14 protein-coding genes are annotated in these 14,576 nt (G+C 67.1%); 4 read left to right on the top strand and 10 right to left on the bottom strand.

Translation table 11 applies throughout. The features are described from left to right. The first annotated feature begins 62 nt into the window (after positions 1–62). The 3 genes from Pla133_RS06560 to Pla133_RS06550 all read left to right on the top strand — a co-directional run bounded on the left by Pla133_RS06560 (position 63) and on the right by Pla133_RS06550 (position 4,095). Positions 63–1,574 carry a right-handed parallel beta-helix repeat-containing protein gene (locus tag Pla133_RS06560; protein ID WP_145063739.1) on the top strand — a complete coding sequence of 504 codons (1,512 nt, stop codon included), beginning with the start codon at positions 63–65 and terminating at the stop codon, positions 1,572–1,574. Positions 1,575–1,836: 262 nt separating this feature from the next. Then, positions 1,837–3,660 (top strand): translational GTPase TypA, encoded by a 1,824-nt coding sequence (gene typA / locus Pla133_RS06555; RefSeq protein WP_145063737.1) that lies wholly within the window; start codon positions 1,837–1,839, stop codon positions 3,658–3,660. A gap of 168 nt (positions 3,661–3,828) precedes the next feature. Continuing rightward, a complete protein-coding gene (locus tag Pla133_RS06550; protein ID WP_145063735.1) occupies positions 3,829–4,095 on the top strand; it encodes a hypothetical protein in 267 nt (88 codons plus the stop codon). A gap of 131 nt (positions 4,096–4,226) precedes the next feature. Here the strand turns inward: Pla133_RS06550 and Pla133_RS06545 are convergent, their stop codons facing one another. Continuing rightward, positions 4,227–4,853, bottom strand: coding sequence for a DUF2231 domain-containing protein (locus Pla133_RS06545; protein ID WP_145063732.1), 627 nt, complete (start codon positions 4,851–4,853; stop codon positions 4,227–4,229). On the opposite strand from Pla133_RS06545, the gene Pla133_RS06540 reads away from it, so the two are divergent. Next, a complete protein-coding gene (locus Pla133_RS06540) occupies positions 4,852–5,448 on the top strand; it encodes a helix-turn-helix transcriptional regulator (RefSeq protein WP_145063727.1) in 597 nt (198 codons plus the stop codon). The genes Pla133_RS06545 and Pla133_RS06540 overlap by 2 nt on opposite strands. 195 nt (positions 5,449–5,643) lie before the next feature. On the opposite strand, the gene Pla133_RS06535 is transcribed toward Pla133_RS06540, so the two are convergent. The 9 genes from Pla133_RS06535 to Pla133_RS26035 all read right to left on the bottom strand — a co-directional run bounded on the left by Pla133_RS06535 (position 5,644) and on the right by Pla133_RS26035 (position 14,575). Then, complete coding sequence (locus tag Pla133_RS06535; protein ID WP_145063722.1) at positions 5,644–6,282, bottom strand: cytochrome c oxidase subunit 3; 639 nt, start codon at positions 6,280–6,282, stop codon at positions 5,644–5,646. Positions 6,283–6,518: 236 nt separating this feature from the next. Then, positions 6,519–6,863 carry a cytochrome C oxidase subunit IV family protein gene (locus Pla133_RS06530; RefSeq protein WP_145063717.1) on the bottom strand — a complete coding sequence of 115 codons (345 nt, stop codon included), beginning with the start codon at positions 6,861–6,863 and terminating at the stop codon, positions 6,519–6,521. 17 nt (positions 6,864–6,880) lie between these two features. After that, the gene (locus tag Pla133_RS26040; protein ID WP_419192192.1) at positions 6,881–8,014 is read right to left on the bottom strand and encodes a cytochrome c oxidase subunit 3; all 1,134 of its coding nucleotides are present in this window, start codon (positions 8,012–8,014) and stop codon (positions 6,881–6,883) included. Positions 8,015–8,019: 5 nt separating this feature from the next. Next, entirely contained in the window at positions 8,020–9,741 is a 1,722-nt protein-coding gene (locus Pla133_RS06520) for a cytochrome c oxidase subunit I (RefSeq protein ID WP_145063715.1), read from the bottom strand. Between the two features lie 13 nt (positions 9,742–9,754). Further along, positions 9,755–10,756 (bottom strand): cytochrome c oxidase subunit II, encoded by a 1,002-nt coding sequence (coxB, locus tag Pla133_RS06515; protein WP_145063710.1) that lies wholly within the window; start codon positions 10,754–10,756, stop codon positions 9,755–9,757. A gap of 2 nt (positions 10,757–10,758) precedes the next feature. Beyond that, positions 10,759–11,670 carry an SCO family protein gene (locus Pla133_RS06510; protein WP_145063702.1) on the bottom strand — a complete coding sequence of 304 codons (912 nt, stop codon included), beginning with the start codon at positions 11,668–11,670 and terminating at the stop codon, positions 10,759–10,761. A gap of 41 nt (positions 11,671–11,711) precedes the next feature. Further along, the gene (locus tag Pla133_RS06505) at positions 11,712–12,002 is read right to left on the bottom strand and encodes a hypothetical protein (protein ID WP_145063697.1); all 291 of its coding nucleotides are present in this window, start codon (positions 12,000–12,002) and stop codon (positions 11,712–11,714) included. A 3-nt stretch (positions 12,003–12,005) separates the two neighbouring features. Then, a complete protein-coding gene (locus Pla133_RS06500) occupies positions 12,006–13,265 on the bottom strand; it encodes a quinol:cytochrome C oxidoreductase (protein ID WP_145063694.1) in 1,260 nt (419 codons plus the stop codon). After that, positions 13,265–14,575, bottom strand: coding sequence for a quinol:electron acceptor oxidoreductase subunit ActD (locus tag Pla133_RS26035; protein WP_419192191.1), 1,311 nt, complete (start codon positions 14,573–14,575; stop codon positions 13,265–13,267). The genes Pla133_RS06500 and Pla133_RS26035 overlap by 1 nt, the downstream gene beginning before the upstream one ends. Position 14,576 lies beyond the last annotated feature (1 nt).

Below are 14,576 nucleotides of genomic sequence, written 5' to 3'. Positions count from 1 at the left end.
GCGTGGCCCTACACGTCGCCTCGAGTCGCTCCGAATCAACCCGAGGAGTCCGGAGGAGCCCCATGCAGCCCATTCGCCCCCATTGTGCCCACCTACTCGCCCTGGCCGTCATCGCCGCTCCCGCCCTGGGGCAGTCGGTCCTGAACGTCCCCGGCCAGTTCCCGACCCTACAGTCGGCGATCGACGTCGCCCTCGACGGGGACACGGTCCTGGTCCAGCCGGGCACCTACAACGAGCGCATCGACTTCCGGGGCAAGGCGATCGAACTGATCAGCGCCGCCGGTGCCCAGGCCACCATCATCGACGGCACCGGGGCCGTGATCGACGGCCCGCCCGGACCCGACGCGGTCGTGCGTTTCGACGACGGCGAGACGGCCGGCTCCCGGCTGACCGGTTTCACGGTGACCGGGTCCGACTCGATGATCACCAGCCAGGCGGTGTGGGCCATGGGCGCCACGCCGATCATCCAAGGCTGCGTGGTGCGCGACAACCATGCGAGCTTGGGCGGCGCTTTCAGCGGCGGCGGGATCCTGATCGACTGCGAACTCGTGGACAACGTCGGCGGTGCGGGCGGTGCCGTCTACGGCGACGCCGACCTCTACGGCTGCCGCATCGCCGGCAACCTCAGCTACTACAACCAGGGCGGAGGCGTCTTCGCCACCGGGCCCTGCACGATCGCCGACTGTGAGATCGTCGACAACCTCACGGGCTTCGACGCCTACTCCGGCGGCGGCGTGGCCGGGCCGGCGAGCCTGTCCTACTGCCTGGTCGCGGGCAATCGCGTCCAGCCGTTCGGCGGGATCCCCGTGCGCGGCGCTGGTCTGTTCGAGCCGGCGAGCGTGGACCACTGCACGGTCGTGGACAACGAGATCCTCGATCTCCCCTGCACGGGCTCCTGCGAAGGCGGCGGGATCTACGGCGGCGGTCCGATCACCAACTCGATCGTGCGCGGCAACGTCCCTGGCCAGCTGCTGCTCACCGGCGCGGTCAGCTACTCCAACGTCTCCGAACCGACCCCGGGCAGCGGGAATTTCGACGCCGACCCGCTCTTCGTCGACGCGGCCGGGGGCGACTACCACTTGAGCTCCGGCTCGCCGTGCATCGACGCCGGGGATCCGTCGGCGCCGGTCGATGCGGACGGCACGACCAGCGACGTGGGCACCTACCCGCTCTTGGGCGTGCTGCAGTCGAGCAGCTTCTCGATCAGCGTGGCCACCGGCGGCAACCAATCGATCAAGATCGATGCCGGCGCGGGCTTCGGCGGCGGAATCCACGTCCTGGCCGGCAGCGTGAGCGGCACCTCGCCCGGGCTGCCCCTGGGGGGCGGCCTGACCGTCCCGCTCGTGCCGGACGCCTACTTCAGCCTGACCCTGGCCGGCGGCGCTGGGTCCCCGCTCCAGAACGGCGTCGGCACCCTCGACGCGGCGGGTGAGGGCTCGGCCAACTTCAGCCTGCCCGTCGGGTCGGCACCGACCCTGGCCGGCCTGCACGTGGACCACGCTGGAGTCATTCTGGACGGCCAATTCGTTCCGGCCCTGGTGACCAACGCCCTGCCCCTGAACCTGTTGCCCTGATCGAGCCTGACTCGCGCGGGGTCCGATCGCGAGCTGCGAGCGGGCCCCACCGTCGCCCCGAGGTCGATCGCGGGGCGCGCCATCTGCGCTTGGCGACGGGCTCGGAGGTCGGACCGGCCAGGGAAGCTAGGCGGATCCGGTCGTCTCCCTTGGCGGTGGATCGTGACCGAGGAATGCCGGAGAGGGCGTGGACGCCCCGGCGCGGATATCATGTGCGGCCAATTTGCGGCCGCGTACCCGCTTCCGCTGTCCCTCCCAGGCCATGACCCGCACCACTACCGACATCCGCAATATCGCCATCGTGGCGCACGTCGACCATGGCAAGACCACCCTGGTCGACGCCATGTTCCGCTTCGCGGGGACTTTCCGTGACAACCAGCTGATCCCCGAGCGGGCGATGGACTCGGACGCCCAGGAGCGCGAGCGCGGAATCACGATCCTGGCCAAGAACACGGCGATCGAATACGACGGCGTCCGCATCAACATCGTCGACACCCCCGGTCACGCCGACTTCGGTGGACAGGTAGAGCGCACGCTCGGCATGGCCGACGCGGTGCTGCTGCTGGTCGACGCCTACGAGGGGCCCATGCCCCAGACGCGCTTCGTGCTGCGCAAGGCCTTCGAGGCCGGCCTGCGAGCGATGGTCATGGTCAACAAGGTCGACCGACCCGACGAGCGCGCGGCGGAAGTCCTGGACGAGGTCTTCGACCTGTTCGTCGAGCTGGGTGCCACGGATGACCAGCTCGAATTCCCCGTGTGCTACGGCTCCGGCCGCGACGGTTGGGCCGTGGCTGAGCTGGGTCAGCGGGCCGACGACCTGCGGCCCCTGTTCGCGATGGTGCTCGAGCACGTGCACGCGCCGCCGATGGATCCCGATGGACCGGTGCAGTTCCAATCGGTGACGATCGACCACGACGACTTCGTCGGTCGCATCGGGATCGGTCGAGTCTGGCGCGGAACCCTGCGCGTCGGTGCGCGTCTGGCCCTGTGCCACCCGAACCGCCCCAAGCCCATCAACTCGATGGTCAAGAACCTCTATCGCTACGAGGGCTTGAGCAAGGTCGCCACGGACGTCGTGGTGGCCGGGGACATCGCCGTCGTCGCGGGCATCGAGGACCTGTCCATCGGCGACACCCTCTGCCCCATCGACGCGCCCGACCCCCGGCCGGGGATCGAGATCGACGAGCCGACCATCTCGATGGTCTTCCAGGTCAACGACTCGCCCCTGTGTGGACGCGAGGGCAAGTTCGTGACGAGCCGTCAGGTGCTTTCGCGCCTGGAGCGCGCCGCCCTGCGGGACGCGGCTCTCTCCCTGGCCCCCACCGACAAGACCGAAGGCACCGAGGTCAAGGGCCGCGGCGTGATGCACCTGGGCGTGCTGATCGAGAACATGCGGCGTGAGGGCTACGAGTTCTGCGTCGGCAAGCCGCGGGTCATCATCAAGGAGGTCGACGGCGTGCGCTCGGAGCCCTTCGAGCGCGCCACCGTCGAAGTCCCGACCGAATTCGCCGGCCGCGTGATCGAGTTCATGGGCCGCCGCCGCGGCGAGCTGATCGAAATGGACACCCAGGGCAACATGACCCGGGTCGAGTTCGATATCCCCGCGCGCGGCCTGATCGGCGCGCGCACGTCGCTCCTGTCCCTGAGTCAGGGTGAGGCGATCCTGAGCCACCTCTTCGACGGCTGGCGGCCCGATGGCGGGGCCATCCCGCGCCGCACCGGCGCGGTGCTCGTCGCAGACCGCAGCGGCCCGGCCGTGGCCTACGCCCTGGACGGCCTGTCGGACCGCGGCACGTGGTTCGTCGCCCCCGGCGACGACGTCTATGAGGGCATGGTGGTCGGCGAGACGGCCAAGCCCGGCGACCTCGACCTCAACGTCTGCCGCGCCAAGAAGCTCACCAACATGCGAGCCTCGGGCAAGGACGACTCCGCCAACCTGCCGCCGCCCCGGGTCATGTCCCTGGAGGAGGCACTCGAGTTCGTGGAGGACGACGAACTGCTCGAGGTCACCCCGCAGAGCCTGCGGCTGCGCAAGCGGATCCTCGACAGCAACCTGCGCCGCAAGAGCTCCAAGGTCCGGGGTTGAGACGCCCGGCCCGGACGTGCATGGCCGGGGCCCAATGGCCCCTGCGCCTGCCCGTCCGGGGACGAGAGTGCCCGGCCACGGAGCCGGGGAGCGCCCTCTCCGGCGGCCCGCGGCAATGCCTCGCGGAACGCCCCTGGAATCGGTGGCATTCAGGGTTAGGCTCGCTCCATGTTCGACCGCGTTCAGGTTCCTGACGCTCTCGTGGGCGATCTGCCCTTCGACGATCCCGAGCTGGTCGAGGCCCTCGGCCTGGCCCTCACGGACGTCGCCCTGTCCGACGCCGGCGTCGTCGTCCTCGAGCAGGGCGACGGGACGGTAGCGGTGGGTTGGCCCGCCACCAGCCTGGAAGTGCTCGGCCGCAAGCTGCTCGACGCCATGCGCCGCCGCGGCCTCGAGGCCAGCGACCGCACCGTGGCGGACGAGTCGAGCAACTAGAGTTCGGACTCGCGTGCTGGGCACGGATCCTGGTGAGCGAAGCGGGCCAGCTGCTCTCCACCTGCCCCGACGGCCTCGGGGAGGTGGGGAGCGTCACCGTCCGACGACGGGGGGCCTCCAGCGACTGACGCTCAGTAACGGTCGTCGTCGCCGTGACTCGCCGGCGGGCGGCTCGGCGCGCCCTGGTCCGTGGCGGTGAACGCGGCGGCGGCGCCGTGCTCGTAGACCAATCGGCCACCGGCCGAGCCCACCTTGTAGCCGAGGCCCAACACCACGAGCGTCCCCCCCAGGGTCACGAGCCCCGCAGCACGGGCTCGGCCCGGGCTACGAGACAGGAGCGGCAAGAGGCTCACGACGAGGAGCAGGCCGCTCCCCCAGGTGAACAGCTGGGCGGCCGCTTCGTGTCGCTCGATCGCCGCCTCGGGGACGACCTGCTCGACACGCTCTTCGTCGCTCTCCCCAGTCCGCATGGCCACCAGACTGGAGGCGAGCATCGCCGCCTGCAGCAGGCACACCACCGACCAGGTCCGCTTGCGGAAGTAGCCGCGCCACCAGGCGACGAACACCCCGCCCGCGACCAGCGGCATCAGGACTGCGAGGGCCATCGGCAGGTGTACGATCAGCGGGTGAATAGGGGTCGTGTTCATGTCGGGAATCTCCGGGTTGCCGGGACTGCCCGTGCAGTCCGCGTGCACCGACAATCGCCCCTTGCTGGCCCGAGGACCATCCGACAGGTGCGATAGGAGCGCTTCAGACATGGACTTAGGGATGGTGGATCGCACGGTTGTCAGGTCGGAGCAGCGGCGCTTCGCCCTCATGGCCGGGGCGTTTGCAGTCGTGGCCGCCATCGCGATCTTCGACCTCGCCGTCGACCTGCGGCAGGGAGCGACTCCGGAGCACGTCATCCTCGAGGGCGCCACCGCCGCCCTGGGGGTACTGGGCCTCTGCTTCGGCGCGAGCCGAGTCCTCGCGCTCGAGAAGCGCACGCGGGAACTGGAGCGCGAGGCGGGCGCTCTCTCAGAGCGGCTTCAGAACTCCTTCGCGGAGGCGCAGCGCTGGCGGGAAGAGGCCAAGGAGCTCCTGCAGGGCTTGGGCGCTCTCATCGACCGCCAGTTCGAGCGGTGGGGCCTGACCCAAGCCGAGCGGGAGGTCTCGCGACTCATTCTCAAGGGCTTCAGCCACAAGGAGATCGCCCTCTTGCGCTCGGTGGTCGAGGCGACCGTGCGTCAGCAGGCCGCGGCGATCTACAAGAAGGCCGGGGTCAGTGGCCGCCATGAACTTTCGGCGTTCTTCCTCGAGGACTTGCTGCCTCCAGGCGACGACTCGCGCAACTCGACTCGCCGAACTCCCTGACGCGCCGCACGGCAATCGCGAGACCGCGCGTGTGGGCGAAATCATCGGTCCCGATGGACAGGTCCAGTCTCGGCCCGGGCCCCAGGCCCCTTGATGAGCGCCGCCCAGCGGTCGGCCATCCGGACGCCCACCGTCCTGACCCGGCACGGGGCCGGAGCCTCTGGACGGACGCCATCGGAGGCCGTGCAACCGCAATCAAGCCGTCGCGATGACGATCGCGACCAGCATCAGCAGCCAGACCACATCGAGGAAGTGCCAGTAGAGCGAGACGTTGGTCGCGCCCTCGTGGCTCTTCGCGGTGTACTCGCCGCGGCGGGCCTTGGCGGTGACCACTGCCAGTGGGATCAGCCCGCCCACCACGTGCAGGGCGTGCAGCACGGTCATGACCAGGAACAGAGCGCTGTAGCGGTTGCTGGCGTCCAGCGGCAGACCCGAGGCGACCAGCTCCCACCAGTTGTAGCCCTGGCTCGCCATGAAGCCGAGTCCCAGGACCAGGGTCCAGGTCATCATGCGCCGGAAGGCCTGGCGGTCGTCCTCGCCGATGGCCCGTAGGGCGAGCCAGTAGGTGAACGAGCTGGCGAGCATGACCATGGTCGACAGGGCTAGACCCAGACCGACCACCGGCAGCACCGGCTGCTCGGGCGGAGCCGCGGGCAGCAGGACGACCAGGTACAGCAGGATGCTGGCGCCGAAGAGGAAGCTGAGGCTCGCGAGGAACAGCTTCACACCGAGGGTGCCGACGCCCTTGCTCTGGTCGCCGGCGCGACGGATGGCTTCGAGATCGTCCGACTTCAAGTCGTAGGAGCCTGTTGGGCGGAGTTGGAGGAAGACCATCGCACTGTCGCGGCGGGGCCACCGTCGACGATCGGAGCACCGTTGAGGCCGGAGTCAGCGTCGCAACGGAATGGGAGGATCGGGGGCGAGACCAGGTTAGCGGGATCGGCCCCGGCCCGGGTCCCCCATCGAGAACGGGCCGAGGCCCGGGAGTCCCGTGCCTCGGCCCGCTGAGTCCTGGGACAGACGGAGCGCGGGATCAAGCCGTGAGGCCTCCGATCCGCGCCATCCGGCGATCAGCCGTCCGCGGTCGTCCCGGTGGCCGTCCGCAGCTCTTGGATAGCACCCTGGTTCTGGCCGGTGTCCATCATCGAGATCGTCACGAAGACGCCCGCGAAGATGATCGAGGCCAGGAAGATCAGACCGTTGAAGGGCCGGTCGTACTTCAGGTGCATGAAGAAGAGCGCCACCAGCAGGGCCTTGAACGTGGCGATGCCCATGGCGATCGGCAGGTCGAGGGCACCGAAGTGGTGCTGAGCGGACCAGACGGTGATCCCGGTCAGGATCATGAGAGCAGCCCACACACCGATCAGCATCTTGATCGACATGACGTGGGCGAAGCCGTGTTCGTCGTGCGACATGTTGGAGTCTCCGTCGATCAGTGGATGAGGTACAGGAGCGGGAACAGGTAGATCCAGATCAGGTCGACCAGGTGCCAGTACAGCGCCACGTAGTCGACGGCACCGAAGTACCCGGGGTTGAACTCGCCGCGCATGGCGCGTCGCATGACCCAGCCGATCGCGATGATGCCGGCCACCACGTGGATCCCGTGCAGGCCGGTCATCGCGAAGTAGATCGAGAAGAAGGTCCGCACCGAGGCGGGGCGCTCTTCGTACTCGGAGAGCACGACCTCCGACTCGTGGTGGAGCATCGCCTTCTCGATCCTCGAGTGCTCGACCTCGGCGGAGGACTCGTGGGCGTCGGCCGCGTGCACGTCGCCCTCGTGACCGTGGGCGCCGGGAACGTGGGCCTCGGGCGCGGCGTGGGCTTCGAAGCCATGGCCGTGAGCAGCGTGATCGGCGTCGATCGCGCCTTCGACTTCGGCCCTGACCGCGTCGGAGAGGTCGGCGACGGTCACCGGGTCCTTCTCCGTGGACATGCTCGCAGCCTTGGCCGCCAAGGCCTCCTCGAGCACGTGCTCACGTGACTCGTGGAACAGGGCGTCGAACTCCTCGGGGTGCTCCGCCTGCATCTCCGCCAAGCGACCCTCGGCCATGTGGCCGGCGTGGCCGACGAGAACCGTGTAGTTCTCGGCGGTCACGATCATGTGCTCGGGGTGCGGGTTGAAGAACTTGCCCGGACCAGTGCCGTGGGCGAACTTCCCGCCGTACTCGATCGACTTGATCCCGAGGAACCCGAAGGCGCACAGGATCGTGAGACCCAAGAGCAACGCCGTCTTGCGGTTGTCCCCCAACTGCGCCGTGCGAACCGCCCACGCCGCCGTCAGCGACGAGATCAGCAGCACGCAGGTGTTGAGCGCGCCCCAGAAGGTGCTCAGGTAGTAGTGCGAGTAGAGGAAGACCTCCGGGTGCTCGTGACGCCAGATGGAATAGGCGCAGAACAGGCCGGAGAAGAACAGGATCTCCGTGACGAGGAACAACCAGATCCCGAGCTTCCCGGCGTCGAACTGCTGCTCCTCGTCATCGAAATGATGGGCGAGGTGAGCCGGGTGGTCGTGGTGGTCGTCGTGCGCCACGTGGGCGGCGGCGGGGGGGGCCTGGGTCGAGGACATGGGGCTCAGCTCCTACCGGCGGTCTCGACCGCGGCTTCATCCGGACGGACGTACCCGTCGATCGACGGCTCGTAGACGTAGCCTTCGATGTCGTAGGGGTCGCCCACCGTCGGCTGGTGTTCGAAGTTGTGGTGCGGCGGCGGCGAGGAGCACTTCCACTCGAGGGTGTTGGAGCCCCAGGGGTTGTCGGGGGCCTGCTTGCCCTTGATCATCGACATGACGAGGTTGTAGGCGACCATCACGAGGCCGATCAGCAGCACGTAGGCGCCGATGGTCGACCACACGTGGTAGGCCTGGAACTCCGGCAGGTAGTCGAAGTACCGCCGCGGCATGCCCTGGGATCCCAGCATGAACTGCGGGAAGAAGGTCAAGTTGAAGCCCAGCAGGGCGATCAAGCTGGCGGTGACGCCGACCTTCTCGCTGTACATCTTCCCGCTGATCTTCGGCCACCAGTAGTGCAGCCCGCCGAGGAACGCCCAGAGCGTCCCCCCCACCATCACGTAGTGGAAGTGGGCCACGATGAAGTAGGTGTCGTGCAGGTGGATGTCGGTGGACAGGGTCCCCAGGAAGAGGCCCGTGACCCCACCGATCATGAACAGCAGGATGAAGCCGAGGGCGTAGACCATCGGCGTCTTCAGGTGGATGTCACCCTTCCACATGGTCGTGACCCAGTTGAAGACCTTGATCGCCGACGGGATCGCGACGGAGAAGGTCAGACCGGAGAAGACCGTCGACGCCAGGGCCGACTGGCCGCTGGTGAACATGTGGTGGCCCCAGACGAAGAAGCCGAAGATCGCGATGGCGACCGACGACATCGCGATGAAGCGGTAGCCGAAAATGTGCTTGCGGCTGAAGGTGCCGATCAGCTCGGAGACGATCGCCATCCCCGGCAGCACCATGATGTAGACGGCCGGGTGGCTGTAGAACCAGAAGAAGTGCTGGAACAGCACCGGGTCCCCGCCGAGGCTCGGATCGAAGATGCCGATCTTGAAGGCGCGCTCCACGATCAGAAGCAGCAGGGTGATCCCGAGCACCGGGGTCGCCAGGACCTGAATCACGGCGGTGGCGTAGAGGCCCCACAGGAACAGGGGCATGCGGAACCAGGTCATCCCCGTCGGCCGCATCTTGTGCAGGGTCACGATGAAGTTGAGACCCGTGAAGATGGAGCTGAAGCCCAGCACGAAGGCACCCGTCGTGGCGGCGATGACCGCGCTGGTCGAGTGGCCCTCGAGGCTGTAGGGCGTGTAGAACGTCCAGCCGGTGTCCAGACCGCCCGTGGCCAGGGCCAGCAGGAAGAAGGCCGCGCCCAGGATCCACAGGTGGAAGCTGAATAGGTTCAAGCGCGGGAAGGCCACGTCCTTCACCCCCAACATGATCGGCAACACGAAGTTGCCCAGTGCCGCCGGGATGCTCGGGATGATGAACAGGAACACCATGATGGCGCCGTGGAGGCTGAACATCTGGTTGTAGACGGCGCCGCTGGGCAGCATCTGCCAGGCGCCGTCACCGGTGTTCGGGGCCGCCAGCTCGGTGCGCACCGCCAGGGCGAAGAACCCGCCCAGGGTGAAGGCCGCGAGCACGGCGATCGTGTACATCACCCCGATCCGCTTGTGATCGAGGGTGAACAGCCAGGACATCAACCCCTTGGAGTGGTTGAGGTAGTTGTCCTTGGACGGGGTCACACCAGGCCGATGGACCTCGACGCCCGCAGTTTGGGTAGTGGCCATGGTTGGGGTCCGATCAGTTGCCGTCGGTGGCGAGGGACTGGATGTAGAGGCTGATCGCGCCGAGCTCGTCGTCTTTGATCCGTCCCTGGTAGGCAGGCATGTTCACACCCTTGAACCCGTCGCGGATCTTCGCGCCGGGAACGAGGATCGACTCGCGGACGTAGTTCTCGTCGGGCATCACCGAGCCGCCACCGTCAAGAGGCAGGGCTTTCCCGTCCGCCCAGGCCTTCGACAGGACCAGGAACCCGGGGCCTTTCAGGGTCTCGGCGGTGGTCAGGTGGCACTGGGTGCAGCCCTTGCGGTTGTAGAGGGTCTCACCGGCCGCCACGAGCGACGGCGAGTTGCCGATGATGTCTGCGTCCTTCTCCATCCACGCGTCGAAGGCTTCCTTCGACTCGTGGACCACGCACTTGGTGATCATGGCCGAGTGCTGGTCGCCGCAGTACTCGGTGCAAAAGAGGTTGTAGACGCCGGGCTTGGTCGCCTCCCACCACAGGCTGGTGTAGCGGCCGGGCACCACGTCCTGCTTCACGCGGAAGGAGGGGATGTAGAGGCTGTGCAGGACGTCGGTCGACGTCATCAGGAGCCGCGTCGGCTGCCCGACCCAGCTGTGCAGCTCGGGCGAGAGGTGGCCGTTGGGGTACTGGAACTCCCAGGACCACTTCTGGGCGGTGACGTTGACCTGGTAGGAGCCCTCGGGCGCATTGCGCAGGTCGAGGAAGCCCTTGAAGCCGACCCAGAACATGCCCGCGACGAGGATCGTCGGGATGATCGTCCAGGTGACCTCGAGGGTGTTGTCGTGGCTGGACGTCTTCACGGCGGAGTGACCCGGCCGCGCGCGGTACTTCCACGCGAACCAGAGGGTCACGCCGACCACCCCCACGAAGGAGATGATCGACACCCAGAGGATGAAGTAGAAGACCGCGTCGATGCGACCGGCGACGGTCGACGCTTGCTCGGGGAACCAGAAGCTCTGGCCCGCGCCCTGCAGGGCGAGACTCAACAGTCCGTTCATGATCAGGAAACGCCCTCGAGGGTCTTTTCCGTTCGCGGTCCGGATCGACGTGATCCCAGGACCCCGATGAGTTCTTTGCGCCAGAAGATGAGGAGGAAGCCGCCCAGGACCACGACGGTGACGAGACCGCCGAGCTTCATCACCGACAGGGCTTCGGCGACGTAGGACCCGCTGGTCGGGTCGTACACGAAGCACATCATCGTGATCCGCTCGGCAATGCCGCCGAGCTTGCCGTCCGAGGCTTCGACCAGGGACAGCCGCAGGGTGGGCTCCTCGAAGGAGACACCGAAGAGGTAGCGGGAGACCACCGCCTCGGGCGTGAGCAGCATGATTGCTGCCTCGTGTGCGAATTCCCCCGTGGAGGGGACGAAGCGGTAACCGAAGCCGACTGCCTGGGCCACCGCGTCGATGCTCGACTGCTGCCCCACCAGGAAGTGCCAGCCCCCGTCGCCGTCGGGCATCTCGGCCCGATGCACGTAGCGGTTCAGGTAGTGCTCGCGGGTGGCCGCGGCCTTGGTGAAGAGCTCGTTCTCGTCGATCGAAACGGTGACGACGTCGAAGTCCTCACCCACGACCCAGCCGAGCTGGTTGAGGACGTCGATCAGACCGTCCAACTGCATGCCGCAGAGCATCGGGCAGTCGGAATAGTTCAGCGTGAGGATCACCGGCCGTCCGGACTGGAAGCAGTCCCCGAAGGTGACCCGCTCCCCCAGGTGGTCGGTGAAGGGCACGTCCGTCGGGACCTGCTCACCCAGCCGCTGCTCCACGCCCACGCCGGCGGTGTCCTCCGGAACGGCGTCGTTCACCTGAACCGCGCGCACCGGCCCGTAGGCAACGGCTGGCGACGACAGCCCCACCGCGGTCGCGAGTGCGACCGTGGCGAGGAGTGTCCTGGTTCGGGTGAAGGCGTTCATGGTCGTTGGAGTCCTTGATCGAGGCGTCTGGCCGAGATCCGTCAGTTGCCGATCTGGTCAGCGACGGTCTTCATCGCTTGCTCGATAGGAATCTGGTACGTCCCGGCCTGTTCATCCACCACCGCGTAGCTACGAAGCCGGTGCATCTGCTCGGCCAGGGCCGCGTCCGAGACCTCGTTGGGCACGTCGACGACCTTGTCATTCCACTGGATGTCCACTTCTCGGAAGTAGAGACCCTGCAGCATCAGCACGCAGAAGTAGGTGAAGACGATGCCTGCGAAGCCGACGACGGCCAGCTTGCCTGCGTTGACTGAATCGGGTGCGGCTGCCATGGCTTAGTAGTAGTTCTCGAAGGCCAGGGACTCGGGCAGGCGCGGATCCCGCAGCGGGACCATCGACTGACGCTTCGCCCGCGAGAGGGTAAGGCCGAACAGGCCCAGGCCCAGGCCCAGCCAGATCAGCACGTCCATCGGATGGAAGACGACCTCCATGCCGTGGCCCAGCTTCTTGGCCAGGTAGGGCATGACCATCCAGTAGAAGTCGACGAAGTGGAACACGAGCATCCAGATCGCCCAGAAGGCCAGGGTCTTGCGACCGCGCTTGATGTGGCGCGAGAGCAGGCCCGGGAAGGGCAGCAGCAGGTGCCCGAAGAGCAGCAGCAGGGAGAAGTTCGCCCACTCACCCGCCTGGCGGAAGTGGAAGAAGGTCGTCTCCTCGGGGATGTTCGCGTACCAGATCAGCATGTACTGGCTGAACGCGATGTAACCCCAGAAGAAGACGAAGGCGAACAGCAGCTTGCCGAGGTCGCTGTACTGCTCCGGACCGATGTGCTTCATGCCGCCGAAGTTCTGGATGAACATCAGCAGCAGGATCATCGACGAGACCGAGCTGATCATGCAGCCGGCGAAGAGGTAGACGCCCCAGATGGTGCTGAACCAGTGCGGGTCCAGGGACATCAAGAGGTCGAAGCCGGCGAAGGTCAGGCTCAGGGCGAAGACCATGATCAGCGGCGCGGCACGCATCTCCATCCGGCGCGTGCGCGCGGGATCGCCGTCAGCGTCCTGGGCCACGGAGTTCTTGACGAAGAAGCGCGCCATCAGCGTCCAGATGCCGAAGTAGGCGACTAGACGGCCGATGAAGAAGCCCTTGTTCAGGTAGCCCGACTTGTTGGCCAGGATCTGGTCGAACAGCGGCGAGGTCGGGTTGACCATGGCCGGGTCGAGCCACTTGTAGACCGTGGTGTCACCCATGCAGATCGGGATGAAGATCGGCATGAAGGCGACGATGATCCAGGGCCAGAAGTTGCTGACGATCATCTCGGGGATGCGGCGCATCCCGACGCTCCACCCGGCACGGAAGACGTGCTGGAGGCAGAGGAAGATCAGCGACCCGAGCGCCACCATCAGCCAGGCCATGAAGCCCGTCAGGTAGGCGTACTGGAAGTGCACCAGACCGTCTTCGGTGGCGAAGGCCCAGCCGAGGGCGGCCAGGATCAGCACCAAACCGCCGAAGATGATCCCGGGCGCCAGGCTGGCGACCCGCGCGGGTAGGCGCGTCTGCTCTTCCGTCAGCGTTTGCGTGTGAGCGTGTGCCATCAGTCTTTCAGTGCCTCGAGCTCGGCGGGGGGAACCATGTCGGAGGTGGCGGCCTGCGACTGCTGCAGGGCGCGGACGTAGGCCACGATCGCCCAGCGATCAGCGACCTTCACCGATGCGCCGTAGGGCTTCATGTTGTTGCGGCCCAGGGAGATCGTCTCGAAGATCCGGCCGTCCGCCTGGGGCACGACCGTGTCCGCGTGCAACGAGGTCGGCGGCACCCACGTGCCCTGCTGGAGCATGTCGGCCCGTTGCGCCACCAGGCCGTCGCCGACCCCGGTCAGACCGTGGCAGGGCGCGCAGCTGATGCCGTAGCGCTCGCGCCCGCGCTCGAGCAGCGCGGTCGCGCTGCCGAAGTGCTCGAGGGCCTGGGGCGGGATGCCGTCGAAGTAGTCCTCTTCGCCTTCGCCGAAGCGGCCACGGTAGTAGTGGTCGTCCTCGCGCAACTGTCCGCGACCGACCGTGCCCTCGACCTGGGGCATGGAGGCGCGCATGTCCCCGAAGAGCTGACCAAGGATCGGGCTCGGCGCCTGAGCCTTGAACTTCGGCTGCATGTCCATGTCCTGGATGATGTGGATCCGGGGCTTGTCGGACTTCACGTAGCGCGACTTGATCGCGAGCCCGGCGGGGATCAGCGCCAGCACCGTGACGCACAGTCCGACGCCGTGGATCACGACGGGCAGTGGCGCACGCTTCGCGGGCTCGAAGATCGCCTCGACGTTGGCACCCCCGGCATTGGCGAGCAGCAACTCGACCTGCTGGCGGTTGAACTTCGGGTCCGACGCCTCGACCACGATGCCGAAGCGGTCGTCGGTCATGCGCTCGAAGTTGTTGCGCCGGAAGAGCGGGTGGAACCACTGGGGCAGCCCGTTCATCGCCAGCATGGTGAACACCGTCGTGAACGCCGCGAACAGCACGGTGAGCTCGAACATCACCGGCACGTTGGCCGGGAGGCTGAACAGGGGCTTGCCACTGATCAGGTAGGGGTACAGCACCGCGTTGGTGAAGTACTGCAGCGCCACGGCGACGGTCATCCCGGTCATGCCGGCGACCAGCGTGATCCAGGGCAGGATCGTGGGCTTGATCCCGATGTACTCCTCCATCCCGTGGACCGGGAAGGGGGTCAGTCCGTCCCAGCGCTTGTAGCCGGCGTCACGGACCTTCGCACAGGCGGCGAGCCACTCCTGCGGGGTGGCGTACTCCGCCATCACGCAACTGAGCTTCTGCTCGGAGCCCTCGTCGTGCTCGTTGAGGCTGCGGACCCAGTTCGGGTCCTCAGACGACGTGTTCTTGAATCGCAGTTCCACCATC

This window comes from Engelhardtia mirabilis, assembly GCF_007748095.1.
GTDB lineage: Bacteria > Planctomycetota > UBA1135 > UBA1135.
Note: the sequence above shows the minus strand (reverse complement) of the source record. Positions and strands in the feature narration are given on the sequence as shown.

Bases quoted from the DNA above. Each gene is read 5' to 3' on its own strand.
- typA (WP_145063737.1), top strand. From the start codon at position 1,837: ATGACCCGCACCACTACCGACATCCGCAATATCGCCATCGTGGCGCAC.
- Pla133_RS06505 (WP_145063697.1), bottom strand. From the start codon at position 12,002: ATGGCAGCCGCACCCGATTCAGTCAACGCAGGCAAGCTGGCCGTCGTC.
- coxB (WP_145063710.1), bottom strand. From the start codon at position 10,756: ATGAACGGACTGTTGAGTCTCGCCCTGCAGGGCGCGGGCCAGAGCTTC.
- Pla133_RS06520 (WP_145063715.1), bottom strand. From the start codon at position 9,741: ATGGCCACTACCCAAACTGCGGGCGTCGAGGTCCATCGGCCTGGTGTG.
- Pla133_RS06500 (WP_145063694.1), bottom strand. From the start codon at position 13,265: ATGGCACACGCTCACACGCAAACGCTGACGGAAGAGCAGACGCGCCTA.
- Pla133_RS06535 (WP_145063722.1), bottom strand. From the start codon at position 6,282: ATGGTCTTCCTCCAACTCCGCCCAACAGGCTCCTACGACTTGAAGTCG.
- Pla133_RS06540 (WP_145063727.1), top strand. From the start codon at position 4,852: ATGGACTTAGGGATGGTGGATCGCACGGTTGTCAGGTCGGAGCAGCGG.
- Pla133_RS06530 (WP_145063717.1), bottom strand. From the start codon at position 6,863: ATGTCGCACGACGAACACGGCTTCGCCCACGTCATGTCGATCAAGATG.
- Pla133_RS26040 (WP_419192192.1), bottom strand. From the start codon at position 8,014: ATGTCCTCGACCCAGGCCCCCCCCGCCGCCGCCCACGTGGCGCACGAC.
- Pla133_RS06550 (WP_145063735.1), top strand. From the start codon at position 3,829: ATGTTCGACCGCGTTCAGGTTCCTGACGCTCTCGTGGGCGATCTGCCC.
- Pla133_RS26035 (WP_419192191.1), bottom strand. From the start codon at position 14,575: ATGGTGGAACTGCGATTCAAGAACACGTCGTCTGAGGACCCGAACTGG.
- Pla133_RS06510 (WP_145063702.1), bottom strand. From the start codon at position 11,670: ATGAACGCCTTCACCCGAACCAGGACACTCCTCGCCACGGTCGCACTC.
- Pla133_RS06560 (WP_145063739.1), top strand. From the start codon at position 63: ATGCAGCCCATTCGCCCCCATTGTGCCCACCTACTCGCCCTGGCCGTC.
- Pla133_RS06545 (WP_145063732.1), bottom strand. From the start codon at position 4,853: ATGTCTGAAGCGCTCCTATCGCACCTGTCGGATGGTCCTCGGGCCAGC.